The following is a 16,125-nucleotide window of genomic DNA, read 5'->3' as shown; positions in this document are numbered from 1 at the left end:
CGGCGGTGCCCACAGGGCATGAAAGCCCCAGTGGGGCTTTTAAGCCGCAGACCGGTTTGCAAAGCAAATGCCGCGTGTTCAGCGAGGCAAGGTCTCCGCTACTTTCGAGGCGCGGGAGGCACGAATTAAGGGCTACTCGCCCTTAATAATCCCAAAGAAGATGGGCTCCATACAAAAAATCCAAGTCGCTTCACTAGAGGATTTTTTGTGTTCCGCCGATTTCGAGTCGCTTGCGCGACGCGCCGTGCGGATAAGCTTGTGCATTTTCTGCTGCGTGAATGCTCCCGCAGGGAGTTAGCGGCAGTAGATGCCGTTTACCATTACGACCTTCCGTGTGAAAAAGCAAATCAGGAAAATCCGCAGATTTTCCTGATTTGCAAATATAAAAATAATTTTTCCGATGAATTTGCCCAGAGCAACGCGGAGGGCATTTGAAATCGTTAAACATAGAAAGAAGCTGCAACCAATGGAAGAACTGAAGCTTTACGAGGGCCGTCCTGCCGACTGCACCGGGCGGCTGGAAAAAGAGATCCGTACCTATGACCTGCTGGACAAGCTGGGCATCCAATTCTGGCGCACCGACCACGGCTGGATGAAGGCCGACACCATGGAGGACTGCCATGTGATCGATGCCTGCCTGAATGCCACCGTGTGCAAGAACCTGTTCCTGTGCAACCGGCAGAAGACGAACTTCTATCTGCTCATGATGCCCGGGGACAAGCCCTTCAAAACCAAAGAGCTTTCCCATCAGCTGGGCATTGCCCGCCTGAGCTTTGCCTCGCCCGAGGATATGGAGCAGTATCTGGACTGCACGCCCGGCTCATCCTCCATTATGGGCCTTGCCAATGATGCTGAAAATAAGGTGCAGCTGCTGATGGATGAGGACATAAAGGCAGGGGATTACCTCGGCTGCCACCCCTGCATCAACACCTCCTCGCTCAAGCTGCGAACGGCAGATGTGCTGGAAACTTTCCTGCCTGCCGTGCACCACGAGCCGATCTTTGTTCACTTGACCGGCGAATAACAGAAAGGAAAACCTGCGTATGATCGATAAACCGCGCCTTGAAGCAAAATGTTCCACATGGAACATCACTCTCACCGGCACCCAGCTGGACCAGCTGGATGCCTTTGCCGAAATTCTGGTGGACTACAACCAGAAGGTCAACCTGACCGCTATCACCGACCCCGAGGGGATCGAGGATAAGCACTTCCTCGACAGCCTGCTGTTTGCCAGCCAGCCGGAAGTGGCGGGCCGCATGGTGGATGTGGGCGCAGGCGCAGGCTTCCCGGGCATCGTGACCAAAATCTACAAGCCGGAACTGGAGCTGACCCTGATGGAACCCACCGGCAAGCGGGTGGAGTTTTTGAAGTACGCCTGTGCCCAGCTGGGCTTGACCGGCGTGGAGTTTGCAAAGGAGCGCGCCGAGGAAGCCGCCCGCAAGGCGTGGCGTGAACAGTTTGATCTGGCATCTGCCCGGGCTGTGGCTGCGCTGCCCATGCTGACCGAATACTGCCTTCCGCTGGTAAAGGTGGGTGGCAATTTCCTCGCCATGAAAGGCTCTTCCGGTGAGGAAGAACTGGCCGCAGCGCGCGGTGCCATCAAAAAGCTGGGCGGCGAGTACAAAGAAACCCGCACTCTGCACCTTCCGGGCGGCGACACCCGCACCCTGATCCTGTGCAAAAAGATTTCGCAAACTCCGACAGCCTACCCCAGAAACGGCGGAAAAATTGCGAAAAGCCCGTTGAAATAACGAAATATCGATAGAATTTTGTAAAACCCTGCCGAACGAAACTTCTGGCAGGGCTTTTATTTGTGTGATACACTGTGCCTGAAGCCTGAGTTTTCCACGCTTTCCCGGGAAAATGTGAAAAACAAAACCCATCCACCACGCGAAAGGAGCCGTGTATCCATGTTTGAACGCAAAAAGCAGGCGGGCAAGATTTATTTCCTGCCCATCAATCAGATCAGGCCGTCGCCGTTTCAGGCACGGCGGGAGTTCAGCGAGCAGGAGCTGGCTGCGCTGGCCCAGAGCATCCGAGAAAATGGTCTGCTGCAGCCCATCTCGGTGCGAAAAGTGTCGGATGGCGGCTACGAGCTGGTAGCCGGGGAGCGGCGGCTCCGTGCCTGCCGCCTTGCTAAAATGAACACCATCCCTGCCATCCTCTGTGATTACGACGATGAGCGCACCGCCGCGCTCGGTCTGCTGGAAAACATCCAGCGGGCCGACCTGAACCCATTTGAGCAGGCGCAGGGCTTAAAGGATGTGATGGTGCTGTGGGACTGCACCCAGGCCGAAGCCGCCAAGCGTCTGGGCATGGCGCAGCCCACCCTTGCCAACAAGCTGCGGCTTTTGCAGCTGAACGCCGACCAGCGGCAGTTCGTGCTGGACAACAGCCTCACCGAGCGACATGCCCGGGCGGTGCTGCGTCTGCCGGAGAACCGCCGCAGCGAAGCCTTGATCAACATTGCCAAACGTCGTATGAATGCCCGGCAGACCGACCTCTACATTGAACAGCTGCTGAACACCCCTGCAAAAGGCAGGCACCGCATCTCGATGGTCAAGGATGTGCGTATTTTTGTGAACACCATCGACCATGCCATCCGTCTGATGACCGATAATGGTGTGCCCGCCACTGCCCACCGGGAGGAGAAGGACGGGTATATCGAATATACGGTGCGCATCCCAACCACCGCCGCCGAACGGTAAAATTGTTCCATGTGGAACAGGGGACGAACTCCCTCAGTCAAAACCTGACGGTTTTTCCAGCTCCCTCGGAGAGGGAGCCTCTGGCGTGCCGGAAACTTTGCAATTTATCCGGCAGCTTTCCCGCCATGTCAAGGGCCCCATCTCCGAGGGGGCTGTCTGCGCAGCAGACGGGGGAGTTTTCTCCCCAAAGTGTCCGCTTTTCCGTTTTCCCACCTCTAAAAGTTAAAAATCCAGCGGAAAAACGCTTCAGATGGTTCAAAAACCGATTTGGATGTGCTATACTAGGTGTTAAGGTGTCTGTATGGACGGGAAACCGGCGGGCATGACTGCGAATGTTCCACATGGAACAATTAAATTTTCCCGGAAGGAAGAATTGTGCGTGGCAAAAATTGTAGCAATTGCGAACCAGAAGGGCGGCGTTGGCAAAACCACCACCGCCGTCAACCTGTCGTCCTGCGTTGCGGCGCTGGGCAAGCGGGTGCTCATCGTAGACCTTGATCCGCAGGGCAATACCACCACCGGCTACGGCATCCCGAAGCGCAGCGTGGAAAAGGGAACCTACGAGATCCTGATCGGTGAGGCGCGGGCATCCGAGGCCATCCGTAAGACCGAGTACCGCACCGATGTCATCGGCTCCAACACCCGTCTGGCCGGTGCCAGTCTGGAAATGATCGACCTGCCCGCTCGTGAGAGCCGCCTGCGCAAGGCGCTGGCCGAGGTGCAGAAGGACTATGACTTCATCTTTATCGATTGTCCGCCCAGTCTGGACCTGCTCACCCTGAACGGCCTGAGTGCCTGCGACAGCGTTCTCATTCCGGTGCAGTGCGAATATTACGCGCTGGAGGGTCTTTCGGAGCTGATCAGCACCTTAAAGACCATTCGCAAAAAGTACAATCCGTATCTGGATATCGAGGGCGTGGTGTTCACCATGTTCTCACTGCGGTATAATCTGACCGTGCAGGTGGTGGAGCAGGTGCAGAAGTATTTCGGCTCCAAGGTGTACAAGACCACCATCCCGCGCTCCATCCGCATTTCGGAGGCACCCAGCTACGGCCAGCCCATCAATTTCTATGAACCCAAGGGCAAGGGCAGCGAAGCGTACATGGATCTGGCAATCGAATTTGTCAAGAACAACCGCCCGCACGAGCCCAAGAAGGCCCGCAGCAAAAGTGCACCCGTCGCAGAGCAGACGAAAAATGCTCTGGAAGATTAAACCTCAGGGGGAACATGAATGGCAAGAGGAAAAGGAGGACTTGGCCGCGGGCTGGACAGTCTGTTTGAAGATGCCGCCCCGGTTTTTGAGTCCGGTGCAAAGGTAGACACCTTGCCCCTGCGTGAGATCGAACCGGACCCGGAACAGCCGCGCAAGACCTTTGACGAACAGGCGCTGGGTGAGCTGGCGGCCAGCATTGCAGAGCATGGTCTGCTGCAGCCCATCGCGGTGCGTCCGCGTCCGCGGGGCGGCTACAGCATCGTGGCGGGTGAGCGCCGCTGGCGTGCCTGCCGCATGGCAGGGCTGAACGATGTGCCGGTGGTCATTAAGGAAGTCAGCGACGAGCAGGCCATGGAGCTGGCTCTGGTGGAAAATCTGCAGCGCGAGGATCTGGACCCGGTGGAAGAAGCAACCGGCATCCGGGAGCTGATGACCCGCTGCGGCCTGACGCAGGAGCAGGCGGCACAGAAGCTGGGCAAGAGCCGCAGCGCACTGGCCAACAGCCTGCGCCTGCTGAACCTGCCGGAAAACGTGCTGGAACTGCTGAAAAGCGGCTTTATCAATATCGGCCACGCAAAGGTGATCCTGAGCCTGCCCACGCCGGAGCTGCAGGAGCAGGCGGCGCAGATCATCGCAGACAACCAGCTGAACGTGCGTCAGGCCGAGGCACTGTGCAAAAAGCTGGCAAAGCCCGCAAAGGAGCCCAGAGAACCCCAGCCGCGCGGCACCCTGCCGGTGGAGGTGGAAGAAAGCCTCAAGCAGGTGCTGGGCAGCGAGGTGAACGTGGCCTACCACGACGGCAAGGGCAGGCTGACCGTGCATTTCTATTCAGACGAGCAGCTGCGGGCCTTTGCCAACCTGCTGGGACAGTACCAGAACGAAGAATAAAGCGATCCAAGGCGGGCGACCGTCTTTGAACGGCACAGGGGAGGGGATCTTCTGTGCGAACCGAAATAGAGCAAGGAGAGTCAATCATGCTTGATATCAAATTTGTCCGTGAAAACCCGGACGCTGTCAAGGAAAACATCAAGAAGAAGTTTCAGGATGCAAAGCTCCCGCTGGTGGACGAGGTCATCGAGAAGGATGCCAAGTACCGCGCATGCCTGAAGGAAGTGGAAGCCCTCAAGGCTGCCCGCAACAAGCTGAGCAAGGCCAACGGCCCCCTGTTCGGCCAGCTGAAGAAGTGCACCGATGAGGCGCAGAAGGCTGAGCTGCAGGCTCAGATCGATGCCAACAATGCCGCCGTCAAGGCCGATGCCGACAAGATGGCTGAGCTGGAAAAGGAAGAAGAGACCCTGTCCGCACGCATTCAGGAGATCATGTACACCATTCCGCAGATGATCGATCCCAGCGTGCCCATCGGCCCGGATGATACCTACAACGTGGAAGCACAGCGCTTTGGTGAGCCTGTGGTGCCCGATTTCCCCATTCCGTACCACACCGAGATCATGGAGAGCTTCGACGGCATCGATATGGACGCCGCAGGCCGCGTGGCCGGCAACGGTTTCTACTATCTGCTGGGCAACATCGCCCGCCTGCACGAGGCTGTGCTGGCCTATGCCCGCGACTTTATGATCAACAAGGGCTTCACCTATGTGATCCCTCCCTTCATGATGCACGGCAACGTGGTGCAGGGTGTCATGTCCTTCCCGGAAATGGATGCCATGATGTATAAGATCGAGGGTGAGGACCTGTACCTGATCGGTACCAGCGAGCACACCATGATCGGCCGCTTCATCGACCAGACTCTGGACGAGGCCACTCTGCCCCTGACCCTGACCTCCTACAGCCCCTGCTTCCGCAAGGAAAAGGGCGCTCACGGCATCGAGGAGCGCGGCATTTACCGCATCCATCAGTTCGAGAAGCAGGAAATGATCGTGGTCTGCCGCCCCGACGAGAGCGCTGACTGGTACGAGAAGCTGTGGAAGAACTCTGTGGAGCTGTTCCGCAGCATGGAGATCCCGGTGCGTCAGCTGAACTGCTGCTCCGGCGACCTGGCCGACCTGAAGGTGAAGAGCTGCGATATCGAAGCATGGAGCCCCCGCCAGCAGAAGTACTTCGAGGTCTGCTCCTGCTCCAATCTGGGCGATGCACAGGCACGCCGCCTGCACATCCGCGTGAAGGGCAAGGACGGCAAGACCTATCTGGCCCACACCCTGAACAACACCTGCGTGGCACCTCCGCGTATGCTGATCGCCTTCCTGGAGAACCATCTGCAGGCCGACGGTACCGTGACCATCCCCGAAGTGCTGCAGCCGTATATGGGCGGCCTGAAGGTCATGGTTCCCACCCATAAGAAGGGTTGAAGAATTGACCGGCTTTTCCACAAGGTTCGGATAAATGGTTGAAAAATCCCGCTTTCTATTCAATGGAAAGCGGGATTTTTGCGTATCTTCGTTTGTATTTTGGACGATACGAAAAAATATGATTTTTTTAAAAATATGTGTTGACAAAAGGGGTATCTGTGGGTATAATAATAGAGCACTGTTCGAGTGCACAAACAATATGTGGCGGTATAGCTCAGTTGGCTAGAGCATTCGGTTCATACCCGAAGTGTCACCGGTTCAAATCCAGTTACCGCTACCACTTTTACAGAGTTTCGCTAAGGTTAGGGGGACGGTCGTCTGCAGTAGTGGACGATGGAAGTCGGAGGTTTTAGCGAAGCTCTGTATTTCTAAGGCCCGTTGGTCAAGCGGTTAAGACACGGCCCTTTCACGGCTGTAACATGGGTTCGATTCCCGTACGGGTCATAAAAAATCCCTGATCTTAGGATCAGGGATTTTTTTATGCAACCCGTACGAGGAATCGAACAGGGCGGCGGTGCGCAGCACCGCAACCAAAGCCCCAGTGGGGCTTTGGTTAGCCCGCGGGTCCCAACGGCCAGGAATGTCTACCGTGGTTGCTGCCGTTTTGACCCGTACGAGGAATCGAAGGAACACGGCCGCCCGCAGGCGGCAAAAAAGAGCCCAGTGGGCTCTTTTTTAGTGCCCCGGGTTGCGGCTCCCAGCATCCGCGCGTGCCTTGGGCGGCACGTGCGTCTTGCTGGCCGCTGCCCCAACAACTCCTCCCTGCATCGGCCACTGGCCGCGGTCGTCGTTGTTGCAGGTCCCAACGACTAGGAATGTCTAATGTGCTTGCTGTTTCATGCAACCCGCACAGGAATTGCAGCTGAGCTGACCGCCGCCAGCGAGCAAAGACTTCCCCCGGTCGGGGGAAGATGTCGCATAGCGACAAAAAGGGGAGTACAGGGAAGCGAAGCTGGGGCCGTGGTCAGCGGGATGCGAACGCCGCTCCAAGGCGTGAAGCATACGCTGGGAACCACAACCCGAGACAGGGCGGCGGTGCGCCTTCGTCTTGAATACTACATACCAGATCACGGATAAAAGATCCGGCAGAGGAACACGTTCAAGTGCTCTTCTGCCGGGTCTTTCTACATTTTTTCGCAGATTTTCGACCTGAAATAGTAACAAAATTATGTCATTGAGACATCAATCCTCTATTTTTTACCGCGAAAATTGACTTGCACACCAAAAAATCCGGGATATTCTAGCACTTTCCATATAAATTAATGACAAAGTTTGGTGGAAATAATATCTTGTATACAGGCTGCACTTACGTTACAATACAGATGATATATCAATTGTACGAGCAGAAGGGAGGAAATGGAGTCCACAAGGGCAATTTTCAATCACGAGTACGGGCCGATGGCGGATGCAGCGTGCAGTTTTTGCATCATCTGTTCCCATCGCCTGATGCTTAGAACGGGAGGATGTCAATGGAAGTCTTTTTGCAAGCACTGGTAAACGGGATCCTGCTGGGCGGTTTCTACTCCCTGATGGGAATGGGCCAGAACATCATTTTCGGTGTTATGAACATCGTCAACTTCTGCCACGGCGAGATGTTGATGGTGGGCATGTACATCACCTATGTTCTGTATACCTACTTTGGGGTGGACCCCTATGTAGCCCTTCCTATCGTCGCAGTGCTCATGTTCGGTCTGGGTGCGCTGATCCAGTCCACCCTGATCACCCCTTCGCTCAAGACCAAGAGCTTTACGAACCTTTTGTTCCTCACCGTCGGTCTGGGCCTGCTGCTCACCAACGGCGCTCTGGTCATCTTTGGTTCCACCTATTATAAGATCATTACCCCTTATGCCCAGACCTACATTCCGCTGGGTCCGGTCACGATCGCGCTGCCCCGTCTGATCAGCTTCCTGATCCTGATTGTGGTCGCGATTGCGCTGTTTGCCTTCCTCAAGTATTCCACCACCGGCAAGCAGATCCGCGCCGTATCCCAGAACCCCATTGGTGCTGAGGTCGTGGGTATCAACGTCAAGAAAATTTACATCCTGACCTATGGTCTGGGCGTTGCTCTGGCCGGTATCGCCGGTTCTCTGCTCACCCAGTTCTACACCATCTATCCCACCGCAGGTGCAAGCTTCGGCTTCCGCGCACTGATCGTCGTGGTCGTGGGCGGTCTGGGCTCCATCCCCGGCGCATTCTTCGCCGGTATTTTCCTGGGCCTGCTGGAGCAGATGAGTGCATTGTTCATCAGCCCGTCCTACAGTGATATGATCGTGTTCGTCACCTTCATCATCATTCTGGTCGTGCGTCAGGTCATGATTCTGAGGAGGCGATAAGATGGATACCAGAAAAGCAGTTAAAACCTATCACCGCAATCTGGCGATCGTTCTGGCTATCATCATCGCCATCTTCGCAGCGATCCCGCTGGTCGTGGATAAACCCTACATCATCAACATTTTCGTTCTTACCTTCTATATGTCCACCCTGTCCATGGCATGGAACATTCTGGGCGGCATCACCGGCCAGAACTCGCTGGGTCTGGCCGCTTACATGGGTCTGGGTGCCTATGTGTGCTGTCTGGTGGTCACAAAGACGGGCATGAACCCCTGGGTGGCCGCTGTGCTGGATATGCTCGTTGTGGGCGTTGTGGCCGGTGTCATCTTCTTCCCCAGCCTGATCCTGCGCGGCCCCTACTTCACGCTGGTGTCCATCGCGTTTGCCGAGTCCATCCGTCAGTTCATCATCAACTCGGAGTTCTTCGGCCGCGCATCCGGTGTGGGCCTGCCCTTCGGCAAGGACTCCTTTGCGCAGTTCCGCTTTACCAGCAAGGTGCCGTACTACTACATCGGCTTCATCATGATGGTGGGCGTTTACCTCATCATGAAGAAGATCGGCCGCTCCAAGCTGGGCTTTGCGCTGCGCACCATCCGCGAGGATGAGGACGCAGCCGCCGCTATCGGCATCAACCCCACCAAGTACAAGGTCATTGCCGTTGTCATTTCGGCTATCATTGCCGGTCTGGTCGGCTTCTTCTACGTCAGCTACATCCGCTACATCGACCCGGATGTTATGATCCAGTCCAAGTCCACCGAGATCGTGCTGCCCGCAGTCGTGGGCGGCGCTGCCTACATCGAAGGCCCGCTGATCGGCGGCCTCATCATGATCCCGCTGAGCGAACTGCTGCGTGCAAACTTTGCCGCCATCCTGCCCGGCATCAACATGCTGATGTACGCCATCGTGCTGATCGTGGTCATCCGCTTCCGTCCGTCCGGTATTCTGGGCTGGTACATGAACTCGAAGGTCAAGACCTTCATCGATGAAAAGATCCTCAAAAAGCCGTCTCTGGACGTGCTGGAAGAGTATGAGCTGATGGCAGACAAGGGAGGGAAGTAATCATGGCAGAAAAGCCTATTATTGAAGTCCAGGGCCTGACCAAGCGGTTCAAGGGTCTGACCGCCGTGCATGATGTTTCTTTCTCGGTGGAGAAAGGCTCCATCACCGGCATGATCGGCCCCAACGGTGCTGGTAAATCCACCACCTTCAACATGATCTGCGGCTACTACCCGCCCACCGAAGGCAAGATCTTCTACAATGGTGAGGACATCACCAACAAAAAGGCGTATGAGTACACCAACATGAAGATCGCCCGCACCTTCCAGATCATGAAACCTCTGAAGAACCTGAGCGTTCTGGATAACGTCACCGCAGCAGCCTACTTCGGCCACGCCGGTGCAAAGAGCGAAAAAGAGGCCAAGGAGCGCGCCATGGAGGTGCTGCACTTCACCGGCCTGTACGAAAAGCGTCATGTGATCTCCAAGGACATGGGCACGCCGGACCAGAAGCGTCTGGAGATGGCCCGCGCTCTGGCCACCAAGCCCGAAGTGCTGTTTCTGGACGAGAACATGGCAGGCTTGAACCCGGCTGAGACCGAAGAGGCCATCCAGCTGATCCGCAAGATCAACGAGTCCGGTGTCACTATCCTGCTCATCGAGCACATCATGAAGGCGGTCGTGAGCCTGTGCGAGAAGGTCATCGTCCTTCACCACGGCGAAAAGATCGCTGAGGGCACGCCCGAGCAGGTCATGAACGATCCTTACGTCATGGAGGTGTATCTGGGCACCAAAAAGGAGGGCGCAAGTGCTTAAAGTTGAAGGTCTGAACGCCGGTTACGGCTCTGTGAACATCCTGTGGGACATCGGCTTTGAGGTGAAGGATGGCGAGATCGTTGCCATCCTTGGCTCCAACGGTGCCGGTAAGACCACCATGGTGCGCACCATCACAGGCATGGTCAAGGCCAGCTCCGGCAAGGTGGAGTTCAACGGGGAGGACCTCTCCGGCAAAAGCTCCCGCGTTATTCTGGACAGCGGCATCGTGCAGGTGCCGGAAGGCCGTCAGCTCTTTACCGAGATGACCGTGCTGGAAAATCTGGAACTGGGTGCATTCAATAAGGAGACCAAGGCGCATTTTGCAGAAAATCTGGAAAAGTGCTATAACTGGTTCCCCAAACTGCGCGAGCGCGCAAAGCAGGCTGCCGGCACCCTGTCCGGCGGCGAGCAGCAGATGGTGGCCGTGGCCCGTGCGCTGATCGGTATGCCCAAGCTGCTGATCCTGGACGAGCCCAGTCTGGGCCTTGCCCCCAACATTGTGGACGACATTCTGGAAGTGGCCAAGACCATGGTGAAGAATGACGGCATCTCGGTGCTGCTGGTGGAGCAGGACATTACCAAGGCCCTTGCAGCGGCTGACCGCGGCTATGTTATTGAGAATGGCCGCGTGGCGCTGGAAGGCACCGCCGCCGAGCTTTCGGCAAACGAGCACGTCAAGAAGGCGTACCTCGGCATCTGATTTTGGAAACTGGATGTCCGGCGGGCACTACTTCACACGGTGCGGCGGGGCATCTCGGATTAACAAGCTGTTTTTTACAAACAGAATTGGAGGACAATTATGAAAAAGATCTCTCGTAGAAGCTTCCTGAAGGCATCTGCCGTTCTGGGCGGTGCAGCTGCTCTGACCGCCTGCGGCGGCTCTTCCGCTTCCACCAGCACTGCAGCATCTACCAGCACCGCAGCATCCGGCAGCACTGCAGCAGCCAGCGGTGACACCATCAAGATCGGTACCATCTACGCAATGTCCGGCGGCAACGCAGCCATCGGCGAGAACATCCTGCGCGGCATCGACTTCGCAGTGGACGAGATCAACAAGGCAGGCGGCGTGAACGGTCAGATGCTGGAAGTTGTCCGCGGCGACCATGCAGGCGACGCAGCCACCGGTAAGTCTGAGGCAGAGCGCCTGATCACTCAGGAAGGCGTCAACGTCATTATGGGCTGCCATATGTCCGTTGTTACCGAGGTCGTGGCTCAGGTCTGCCAGCAGTACGGCATCCCCATGATCACCGCTATCTCCACGCTGGACCGTCTGACCGACGAGGACCACAAGGACTACGATTACTTCTTCCGTCTGTGCCCGCTGAACTCCGTCTACGTGGAAGATATGCTGAAGTATCTGCAGGACTCCAAGGAGCAGACCGGCAACGAGATCAAGAAGGTCGCCATCTTCACCGATAAGGCTGCCATCGGTCAGGAGCTGATCCGCTGCGTCAACCTGTTTGCACCGGACTACGGTCTGGATGTTGTGGCCGAAGTGGACTACAGCTCCAACGCGACCGACCTGTCCTCTCAGATCCTGGCTCTGAAGCAGGCTGATCCCGATGCCATCCTGTGCGACTCCTATATCGGCGACGCTACCCTGTTCGTCCAGACCCTGAAGGAGCAGAACTACAAGCCCAAGATGATCGTTGCCAAGGCAAACGGCTTCACCGATCCTTCCTTCATCCCGAACCTGGGCGCATCCGCAAACGGCGTGGCTTCTGTTGTCGAGTTCAACCCCGACCTGACCAACGGCGTGGAGATCAACGAGGACTTCAAGAAGGTCTACAATGTCAACATGAACGGCCACTCTGCTGAGTCCTACACCGTTGTGTGGCTGTTCAAGTCCGCCATCGAGAAGGCCGGCTCCACCGACGGTGCCGCTGTCCGCGACGCTCTGGCAGAGCTGTCCATCGACGGTGCATTCGAGGGCGGCCGCAAGATCGTTCTGCCCTACTCCAAGATCGAGTTCACTCCCGAGTACGAGATCGGCGGCGTAAAGCACTACCGTGACAACACCTACGCTTCTGTTGCAATCGCACAGGTGCAGGATCAGGAGTGGAAGACCGTCTGGCCCTTCGAGTTCGCTTCCTCCAAGATCCAGGAAGTCACTCTGGGCTGATAAAGTTCCCCCAAAGAACACAGCAGGCGAGCCGCCCATTGGGCGGCTCGCCTTTTTGCATCTTCAGTTGTTTTTGATATAGGTGAAAATATCCTCCGGCACTGCCGCCAGTGCATCCGCACCGGCAGCGGTCAGCTCTGCACGGCCCCGGAAGCCCCACAGCGCGCCCATGGCGGGCAGCCCGGCATTGTGTCCGGTGAGGATGTCCACATCGCTGTCGCCCACGAACAGGGTGGCAGAGCGGTCTGCACCGATCTCGTCCATCAGCGCATAGAGCCCGGCAGGGTCCGGCTTTGTGGGCACACCGGGCCTGCTGCCGCGCACGGCAGCAAAGCGGCCTGTGCCGAAATAGTGGGCGATGATCTTGCCGCAGAGCGGGTCGGCCTTGTTGGAGAACACTGCGCACGGAACACCCTTTGCCCGCAGCTCATCCAGCAACTCCGGGATGCCGGGATAGGGGGCCGTCTTGTCCTCCTTGTGGGCATCGTACCGGGCGGTGAACTCGGCCAGCGTGGCCGCCAGCTGCTCCGGCGTGCGGGCATTTTCCGGGGAAAAGCGCTCCACCAGCTTCGGGATGCCGTTGCCCACCATGTGCTTGAACTGTTCCACCGTAAAGGTGGGCCAGCCGTGCTGTGCACACACCCAGTTGCCTGCATCGGCAAGGTCGTCGATGGTGTTCAGAAGGGTGCCGTCCAGATCGAATAATACAGTTTTTATCACAGAAAAAGACTCCTTACAGTTTCAGAAAAGTAAAAAAGGCAGTTCACTGCACTTCACGCTGCGCACCCTGCACTTCACCCCGCCCGGAAAGGTGAGGGTGAGGTTCGTGTGGTGCACCGCTGCGGCCCACGGCGACTGCATGGCCGTCAGGGCCGGTGCAGGGCACAGCACGCAGATCTCGTGCAGATGGAAGCCGTGCTGCCAGCGCAGGGTCAGACGGCCGTTTTGCAGCCAGATGCCCTCCTTGCGCCAGCCGTTGTACGCACCCACCAGCAGGGCCGCAAACACGGCGGTGACCACCAGCAGCGGCACCGTGAGGGCAGGCAGGGTGTAGCGGGATACCGCTGTCAGCAGCAGGCACAGCCCGCAGGGGATGCCGGCAGGCAGAAAAAACGCCGGGATGCTGCGGCCTGCGGTGTCCACCGGGGCTTTTGGCGGCAGGGCAAAGCCGGGCAGAAGCTCCTGTAGAAAAGGGCCGTTCTCCCGCCAGACCAGCAACGGGATCTCCGGCTGGCAGCTGCCTGCTGTAACGAACACCGGGCAGTAGCCCAGTGCCCATGTAGCAGGCGAGCGGCGCAGGTCCGCATAGCTCAGATGTTCCAGCGCAAGGCGCATCTCGTACTGGCGCACAAAGCCGCCCCTGCTGCCAAGGTGACTCTCGGTGTGCCACACGGTGTAATGGGCCGCATGGGCCGCACTGCGCACAAGGCTTGCGCAGAACAGCACACCGCCCAGCACCAGCAGCCATGCTGTGCCCATGGGCAGCCAGCGCGCCGCCCACGCCGCAATGCGGTTCAGGTGGGCAAAGGCCGCCGTCTGGGCATCCGGCGCATAGGGCCTGCTCTGTTTGATGGCCAGCGCCAGCAAAGCAAGGGTGGAAAGGCCGTTGGCACCCAGCACCGCAAAGGCCAGCTTTTCGCCGCCGCGCGGGGTGTGGGCCACAGCATCCCGGCGCGGCATCATGCGGTCAGCTAAAAACTGCGCGTTCTGCGCGCTCAAAAGCAGGGTCAGGGTGCGCTTCTGCCCGGCAGGGTACAGCACCACCCGGCTGGCACCGGCCAGCCGGTAGAGCAGGGGCCGATCGATGGTGAGCGCTGCCAGCTGGCTGGCTTTCAGGCAGCGGTCCAGCCGCACGCCCAGCCGCCAGCGCACCCGCAGGGTCCCCTGTACATCCACCCGCCAGCGGCCTGCGTGCAGCACAGCGGCGCTCACAGCGGCAAGCACTGTCAGCAGCGCCGCGCCCTGCACCAGAGCCGTGCGCAGCGCCGCCCAGTTGCGGGCAAACAGCACCTGCAAAAGCGGCAGCAGATACAGCAGAATGGTCTTGCGCAGAAAATGCAGCACCGCAAACGGGTGGAAGCCGCGTTCGGTCATGGCGTTTCCTCCATCAGCACAGCGGCAAGGGCCTGCGCCTGCAGGGCATCCACGCCCGGCAGAAACAGCTGTACGCCCGGGCCGTGCACCACCAGCACGCTGCACCCGGCCAGCCACAGAAGCGGCGTGCGCAGGGTCCACACGCCAGTCACGGCCCGGCGGGGAAGCTGCCGTGTGATGGGAACGGCGATACCGGCCCGCACGGCAGTGTTCCGGGCGGTGAGCACTGCGGTAAAGCTGCAGGCTCTTGCCCACGCGGCGAACACAAGGCACGCCCACAGGGCACAGAAAATACACCCGGCAAACAGGCTCTGCCAGAACACAAAAGGCGCGCAGAACACGCCGGGAACAGCGGCCCAGACGCACAGTACGGCCCGGCCCTTGGGCGGAATGATCAGCGCCGTGCGCAGCAGGTCACGTTCGGTCATTTGCCGGAAAGGCCCCATGCATCCATCAGCAGGTGCAGGGTGTCATCCTGCGTCAGGCAGAGGATGCGGTCCCACGGCAGTAAGGTGGTATTGCCGTGGGGGATGATGAACTCCGCATCGCGGGTGATGCACACCAGAATGACGTCGCCCGGCATAGGGATGTCCTTGACCGCCTGCCCTGCAAACTGGAAGTTCTCCGGCAGCAAAATTTCGTTCAGGCTGGCAGTGCCGCCGCCCAGCGAGAGCAGCTGGCGGATGGTATCCGTCTCGATCTCGCGCTCAAGGATGTGGCTCAGGTTGTCGGTGCCGCACACTACGGTGTCCACGCCTAAGGTGTGCAGCAGCTCGCGGTTCTTGGGGTTGGAGGCCCGGGCCACGGTGCGGTTCACGCCAAACTCCCGCTTTGCGATCTGGCAGGCCACAAGGTTGTTCTCGTCCGCACCGGTCACGGCCACAAAGGCATCGCAGCTGGCAACGTCGGCCGTGCGCATGGTGTCAAAGCTGATGGCATCGCCGCAGATCACCGGGATATCCAGCGAATCGGCCAGCGAACGGCACAGCATTTCCTGCGGTTCAATGATGGTCACTTTGTGGCGGTGGGCCAGCAGGCTCTGGGCCAGATACATGCCCACCTTGCCGCCGCCTGCGATACAAACTTTCATATGCTTCCCTCACTTTTTACTTTGCCAGTGCGCGGAACACCGATTGCTCGGTGAGCACCGTGGGGCAGATGGTGTCGATCTCGTAAGCCTTGTGGTACAGCACCTGCAGGTGCGGGTCAGACACGCGGCAGATCACCTTCTCACGGCGGAAGATGCTTTTTGCGATCTGTGCCGCCATCAGATTTACCGAGTCGTCCTCGCTCACAGCGGCCACGGCATCGCAGCTGTCAATGCCGCCCTGCCGCAGGGTATCCGGGTCGGTGGGGTCGCCCACCAGTGCCGTGCCGCCAAAGCTGTAGTCGTCAAAGGCATCCAGACGCTTGAGCTGTTCGGGATCCTTTTCGATCAGCGAGATATCATGGCCGATGCGTTCCAGATCGCGGATGAGGGAAGCACCCACCTGGTCGCAGCCGATCACCAGAATATTCATATGGATTCACCTCGTTGTAG

Annotated in this window: 17 protein-coding genes and 2 tRNA genes; 14 read left to right on the top strand and 5 right to left on the bottom strand. The window is 58.2% G+C overall.

The window, feature by feature from the left end; all coding sequences use genetic code 11:
• Window positions 1-207: 207 nt before the first annotated feature.
• The 14 genes from DW937_RS14720 to DW937_RS08810 all read left to right on the top strand — a co-directional run bounded on the left by DW937_RS14720 (window position 208) and on the right by DW937_RS08810 (window position 12,491).
• Complete coding sequence (locus tag DW937_RS14720) at window positions 208-435, top strand: hypothetical protein (protein WP_133300972.1); 228 nt, start codon at window positions 208-210, stop codon at window positions 433-435.
• A gap of 31 nt (window positions 436-466) precedes the next feature.
• Complete coding sequence (locus DW937_RS08870; RefSeq protein ID WP_347561902.1) at window positions 467-1,024, top strand: prolyl-tRNA synthetase associated domain-containing protein; 558 nt, start codon at window positions 467-469, stop codon at window positions 1,022-1,024.
• A gap of 19 nt (window positions 1,025-1,043) precedes the next feature.
• Window positions 1,044-1,751 carry a 16S rRNA (guanine(527)-N(7))-methyltransferase RsmG gene (gene rsmG / locus DW937_RS08865; protein WP_120120695.1) on the top strand — a complete coding sequence of 236 codons (708 nt, stop codon included), beginning with the start codon at window positions 1,044-1,046 and terminating at the stop codon, window positions 1,749-1,751.
• A 159-nt stretch (window positions 1,752-1,910) separates the two neighbouring features.
• Window positions 1,911-2,708 (top strand): ParB/RepB/Spo0J family partition protein, encoded by a 798-nt coding sequence (locus DW937_RS08860; RefSeq protein WP_120120694.1) that lies wholly within the window; start codon window positions 1,911-1,913, stop codon window positions 2,706-2,708.
• A gap of 379 nt (window positions 2,709-3,087) precedes the next feature.
• Complete coding sequence (locus tag DW937_RS08855) at window positions 3,088-3,921, top strand: ParA family protein (RefSeq protein WP_097774091.1); 834 nt, start codon at window positions 3,088-3,090, stop codon at window positions 3,919-3,921.
• 18 nt (window positions 3,922-3,939) lie between these two features.
• Complete coding sequence (locus DW937_RS08850; RefSeq protein ID WP_005937142.1) at window positions 3,940-4,809, top strand: ParB/RepB/Spo0J family partition protein; 870 nt, start codon at window positions 3,940-3,942, stop codon at window positions 4,807-4,809.
• An 86-nt stretch (window positions 4,810-4,895) separates the two neighbouring features.
• On the top strand, window positions 4,896-6,227 hold the full coding sequence (gene serS, locus DW937_RS08845; protein ID WP_005937144.1) for a serine--tRNA ligase: 1,332 nt from the start codon (window positions 4,896-4,898) through the stop codon (window positions 6,225-6,227).
• A 203-nt stretch (window positions 6,228-6,430) separates the two neighbouring features.
• A tRNA-Met gene (locus DW937_RS08840) sits at window positions 6,431-6,507 on the top strand.
• 92 nt (window positions 6,508-6,599) lie between these two features.
• Window positions 6,600-6,671, top strand: a tRNA-Glu gene (locus tag DW937_RS08835).
• A 1,025-nt stretch (window positions 6,672-7,696) separates the two neighbouring features.
• Window positions 7,697-8,560, top strand: a complete 864-nt coding sequence (locus DW937_RS08830; protein WP_097776774.1) for a branched-chain amino acid ABC transporter permease — start codon at window positions 7,697-7,699, stop codon at window positions 8,558-8,560.
• A gap of 1 nt (window position 8,561) precedes the next feature.
• Window positions 8,562-9,617: a branched-chain amino acid ABC transporter permease gene (locus tag DW937_RS08825; protein ID WP_120020815.1), complete on the top strand. Its 1,056-nt coding sequence runs from the start codon at window positions 8,562-8,564 to the stop codon at window positions 9,615-9,617.
• Between the two features lie 2 nt (window positions 9,618-9,619).
• Window positions 9,620-10,369 (top strand): ABC transporter ATP-binding protein, encoded by a 750-nt coding sequence (locus DW937_RS08820; protein WP_005937157.1) that lies wholly within the window; start codon window positions 9,620-9,622, stop codon window positions 10,367-10,369.
• Window positions 10,362-11,069 carry an ABC transporter ATP-binding protein gene (locus DW937_RS08815; RefSeq protein WP_005937160.1) on the top strand — a complete coding sequence of 236 codons (708 nt, stop codon included), beginning with the start codon at window positions 10,362-10,364 and terminating at the stop codon, window positions 11,067-11,069. The genes DW937_RS08820 and DW937_RS08815 overlap by 8 nt, the downstream gene beginning before the upstream one ends.
• Before the next feature lie 99 nt (window positions 11,070-11,168).
• The gene (locus tag DW937_RS08810) at window positions 11,169-12,491 is read left to right on the top strand and encodes an ABC transporter substrate-binding protein (RefSeq protein ID WP_120120693.1); all 1,323 of its coding nucleotides are present in this window, start codon (window positions 11,169-11,171) and stop codon (window positions 12,489-12,491) included.
• A gap of 63 nt (window positions 12,492-12,554) precedes the next feature.
• Here the strand turns inward: DW937_RS08810 and DW937_RS08805 are convergent, their stop codons facing one another.
• From DW937_RS08805 to DW937_RS08785, 5 genes are read right to left on the bottom strand one after another with little or no spacing between them, the layout of a single operon-like run.
• Complete coding sequence (locus tag DW937_RS08805; protein WP_120120692.1) at window positions 12,555-13,211, bottom strand: HAD family hydrolase; 657 nt, start codon at window positions 13,209-13,211, stop codon at window positions 12,555-12,557.
• A gap of 21 nt (window positions 13,212-13,232) precedes the next feature.
• On the bottom strand, window positions 13,233-14,585 hold the full coding sequence (locus DW937_RS08800; RefSeq protein ID WP_120120691.1) for a PH domain-containing protein: 1,353 nt from the start codon (window positions 14,583-14,585) through the stop codon (window positions 13,233-13,235).
• Complete coding sequence (locus tag DW937_RS08795; protein ID WP_097774085.1) at window positions 14,582-15,013, bottom strand: hypothetical protein; 432 nt, start codon at window positions 15,011-15,013, stop codon at window positions 14,582-14,584. The genes DW937_RS08800 and DW937_RS08795 overlap by 4 nt, the downstream gene beginning before the upstream one ends.
• Complete coding sequence (locus tag DW937_RS08790; RefSeq protein WP_118529207.1) at window positions 15,010-15,675, bottom strand: NAD-binding protein; 666 nt, start codon at window positions 15,673-15,675, stop codon at window positions 15,010-15,012. The genes DW937_RS08795 and DW937_RS08790 overlap by 4 nt, the downstream gene beginning before the upstream one ends.
• Window positions 15,676-15,691: 16 nt before the next feature.
• Window positions 15,692-16,105, bottom strand: a complete 414-nt coding sequence (locus DW937_RS08785) for a TrkA family potassium uptake protein (RefSeq protein WP_005937093.1) — start codon at window positions 16,103-16,105, stop codon at window positions 15,692-15,694.
• Window positions 16,106-16,125 lie beyond the last annotated feature (20 nt).

Source organism: Faecalibacterium sp. AM43-5AT, from assembly GCF_003603345.1.
Lineage (GTDB): Bacteria > Bacillota > Clostridia > Oscillospirales > Ruminococcaceae > Faecalibacterium > Faecalibacterium taiwanense.
Note: the sequence above shows the minus strand (reverse complement) of the source record. Positions and strands in the feature narration are given on the sequence as shown.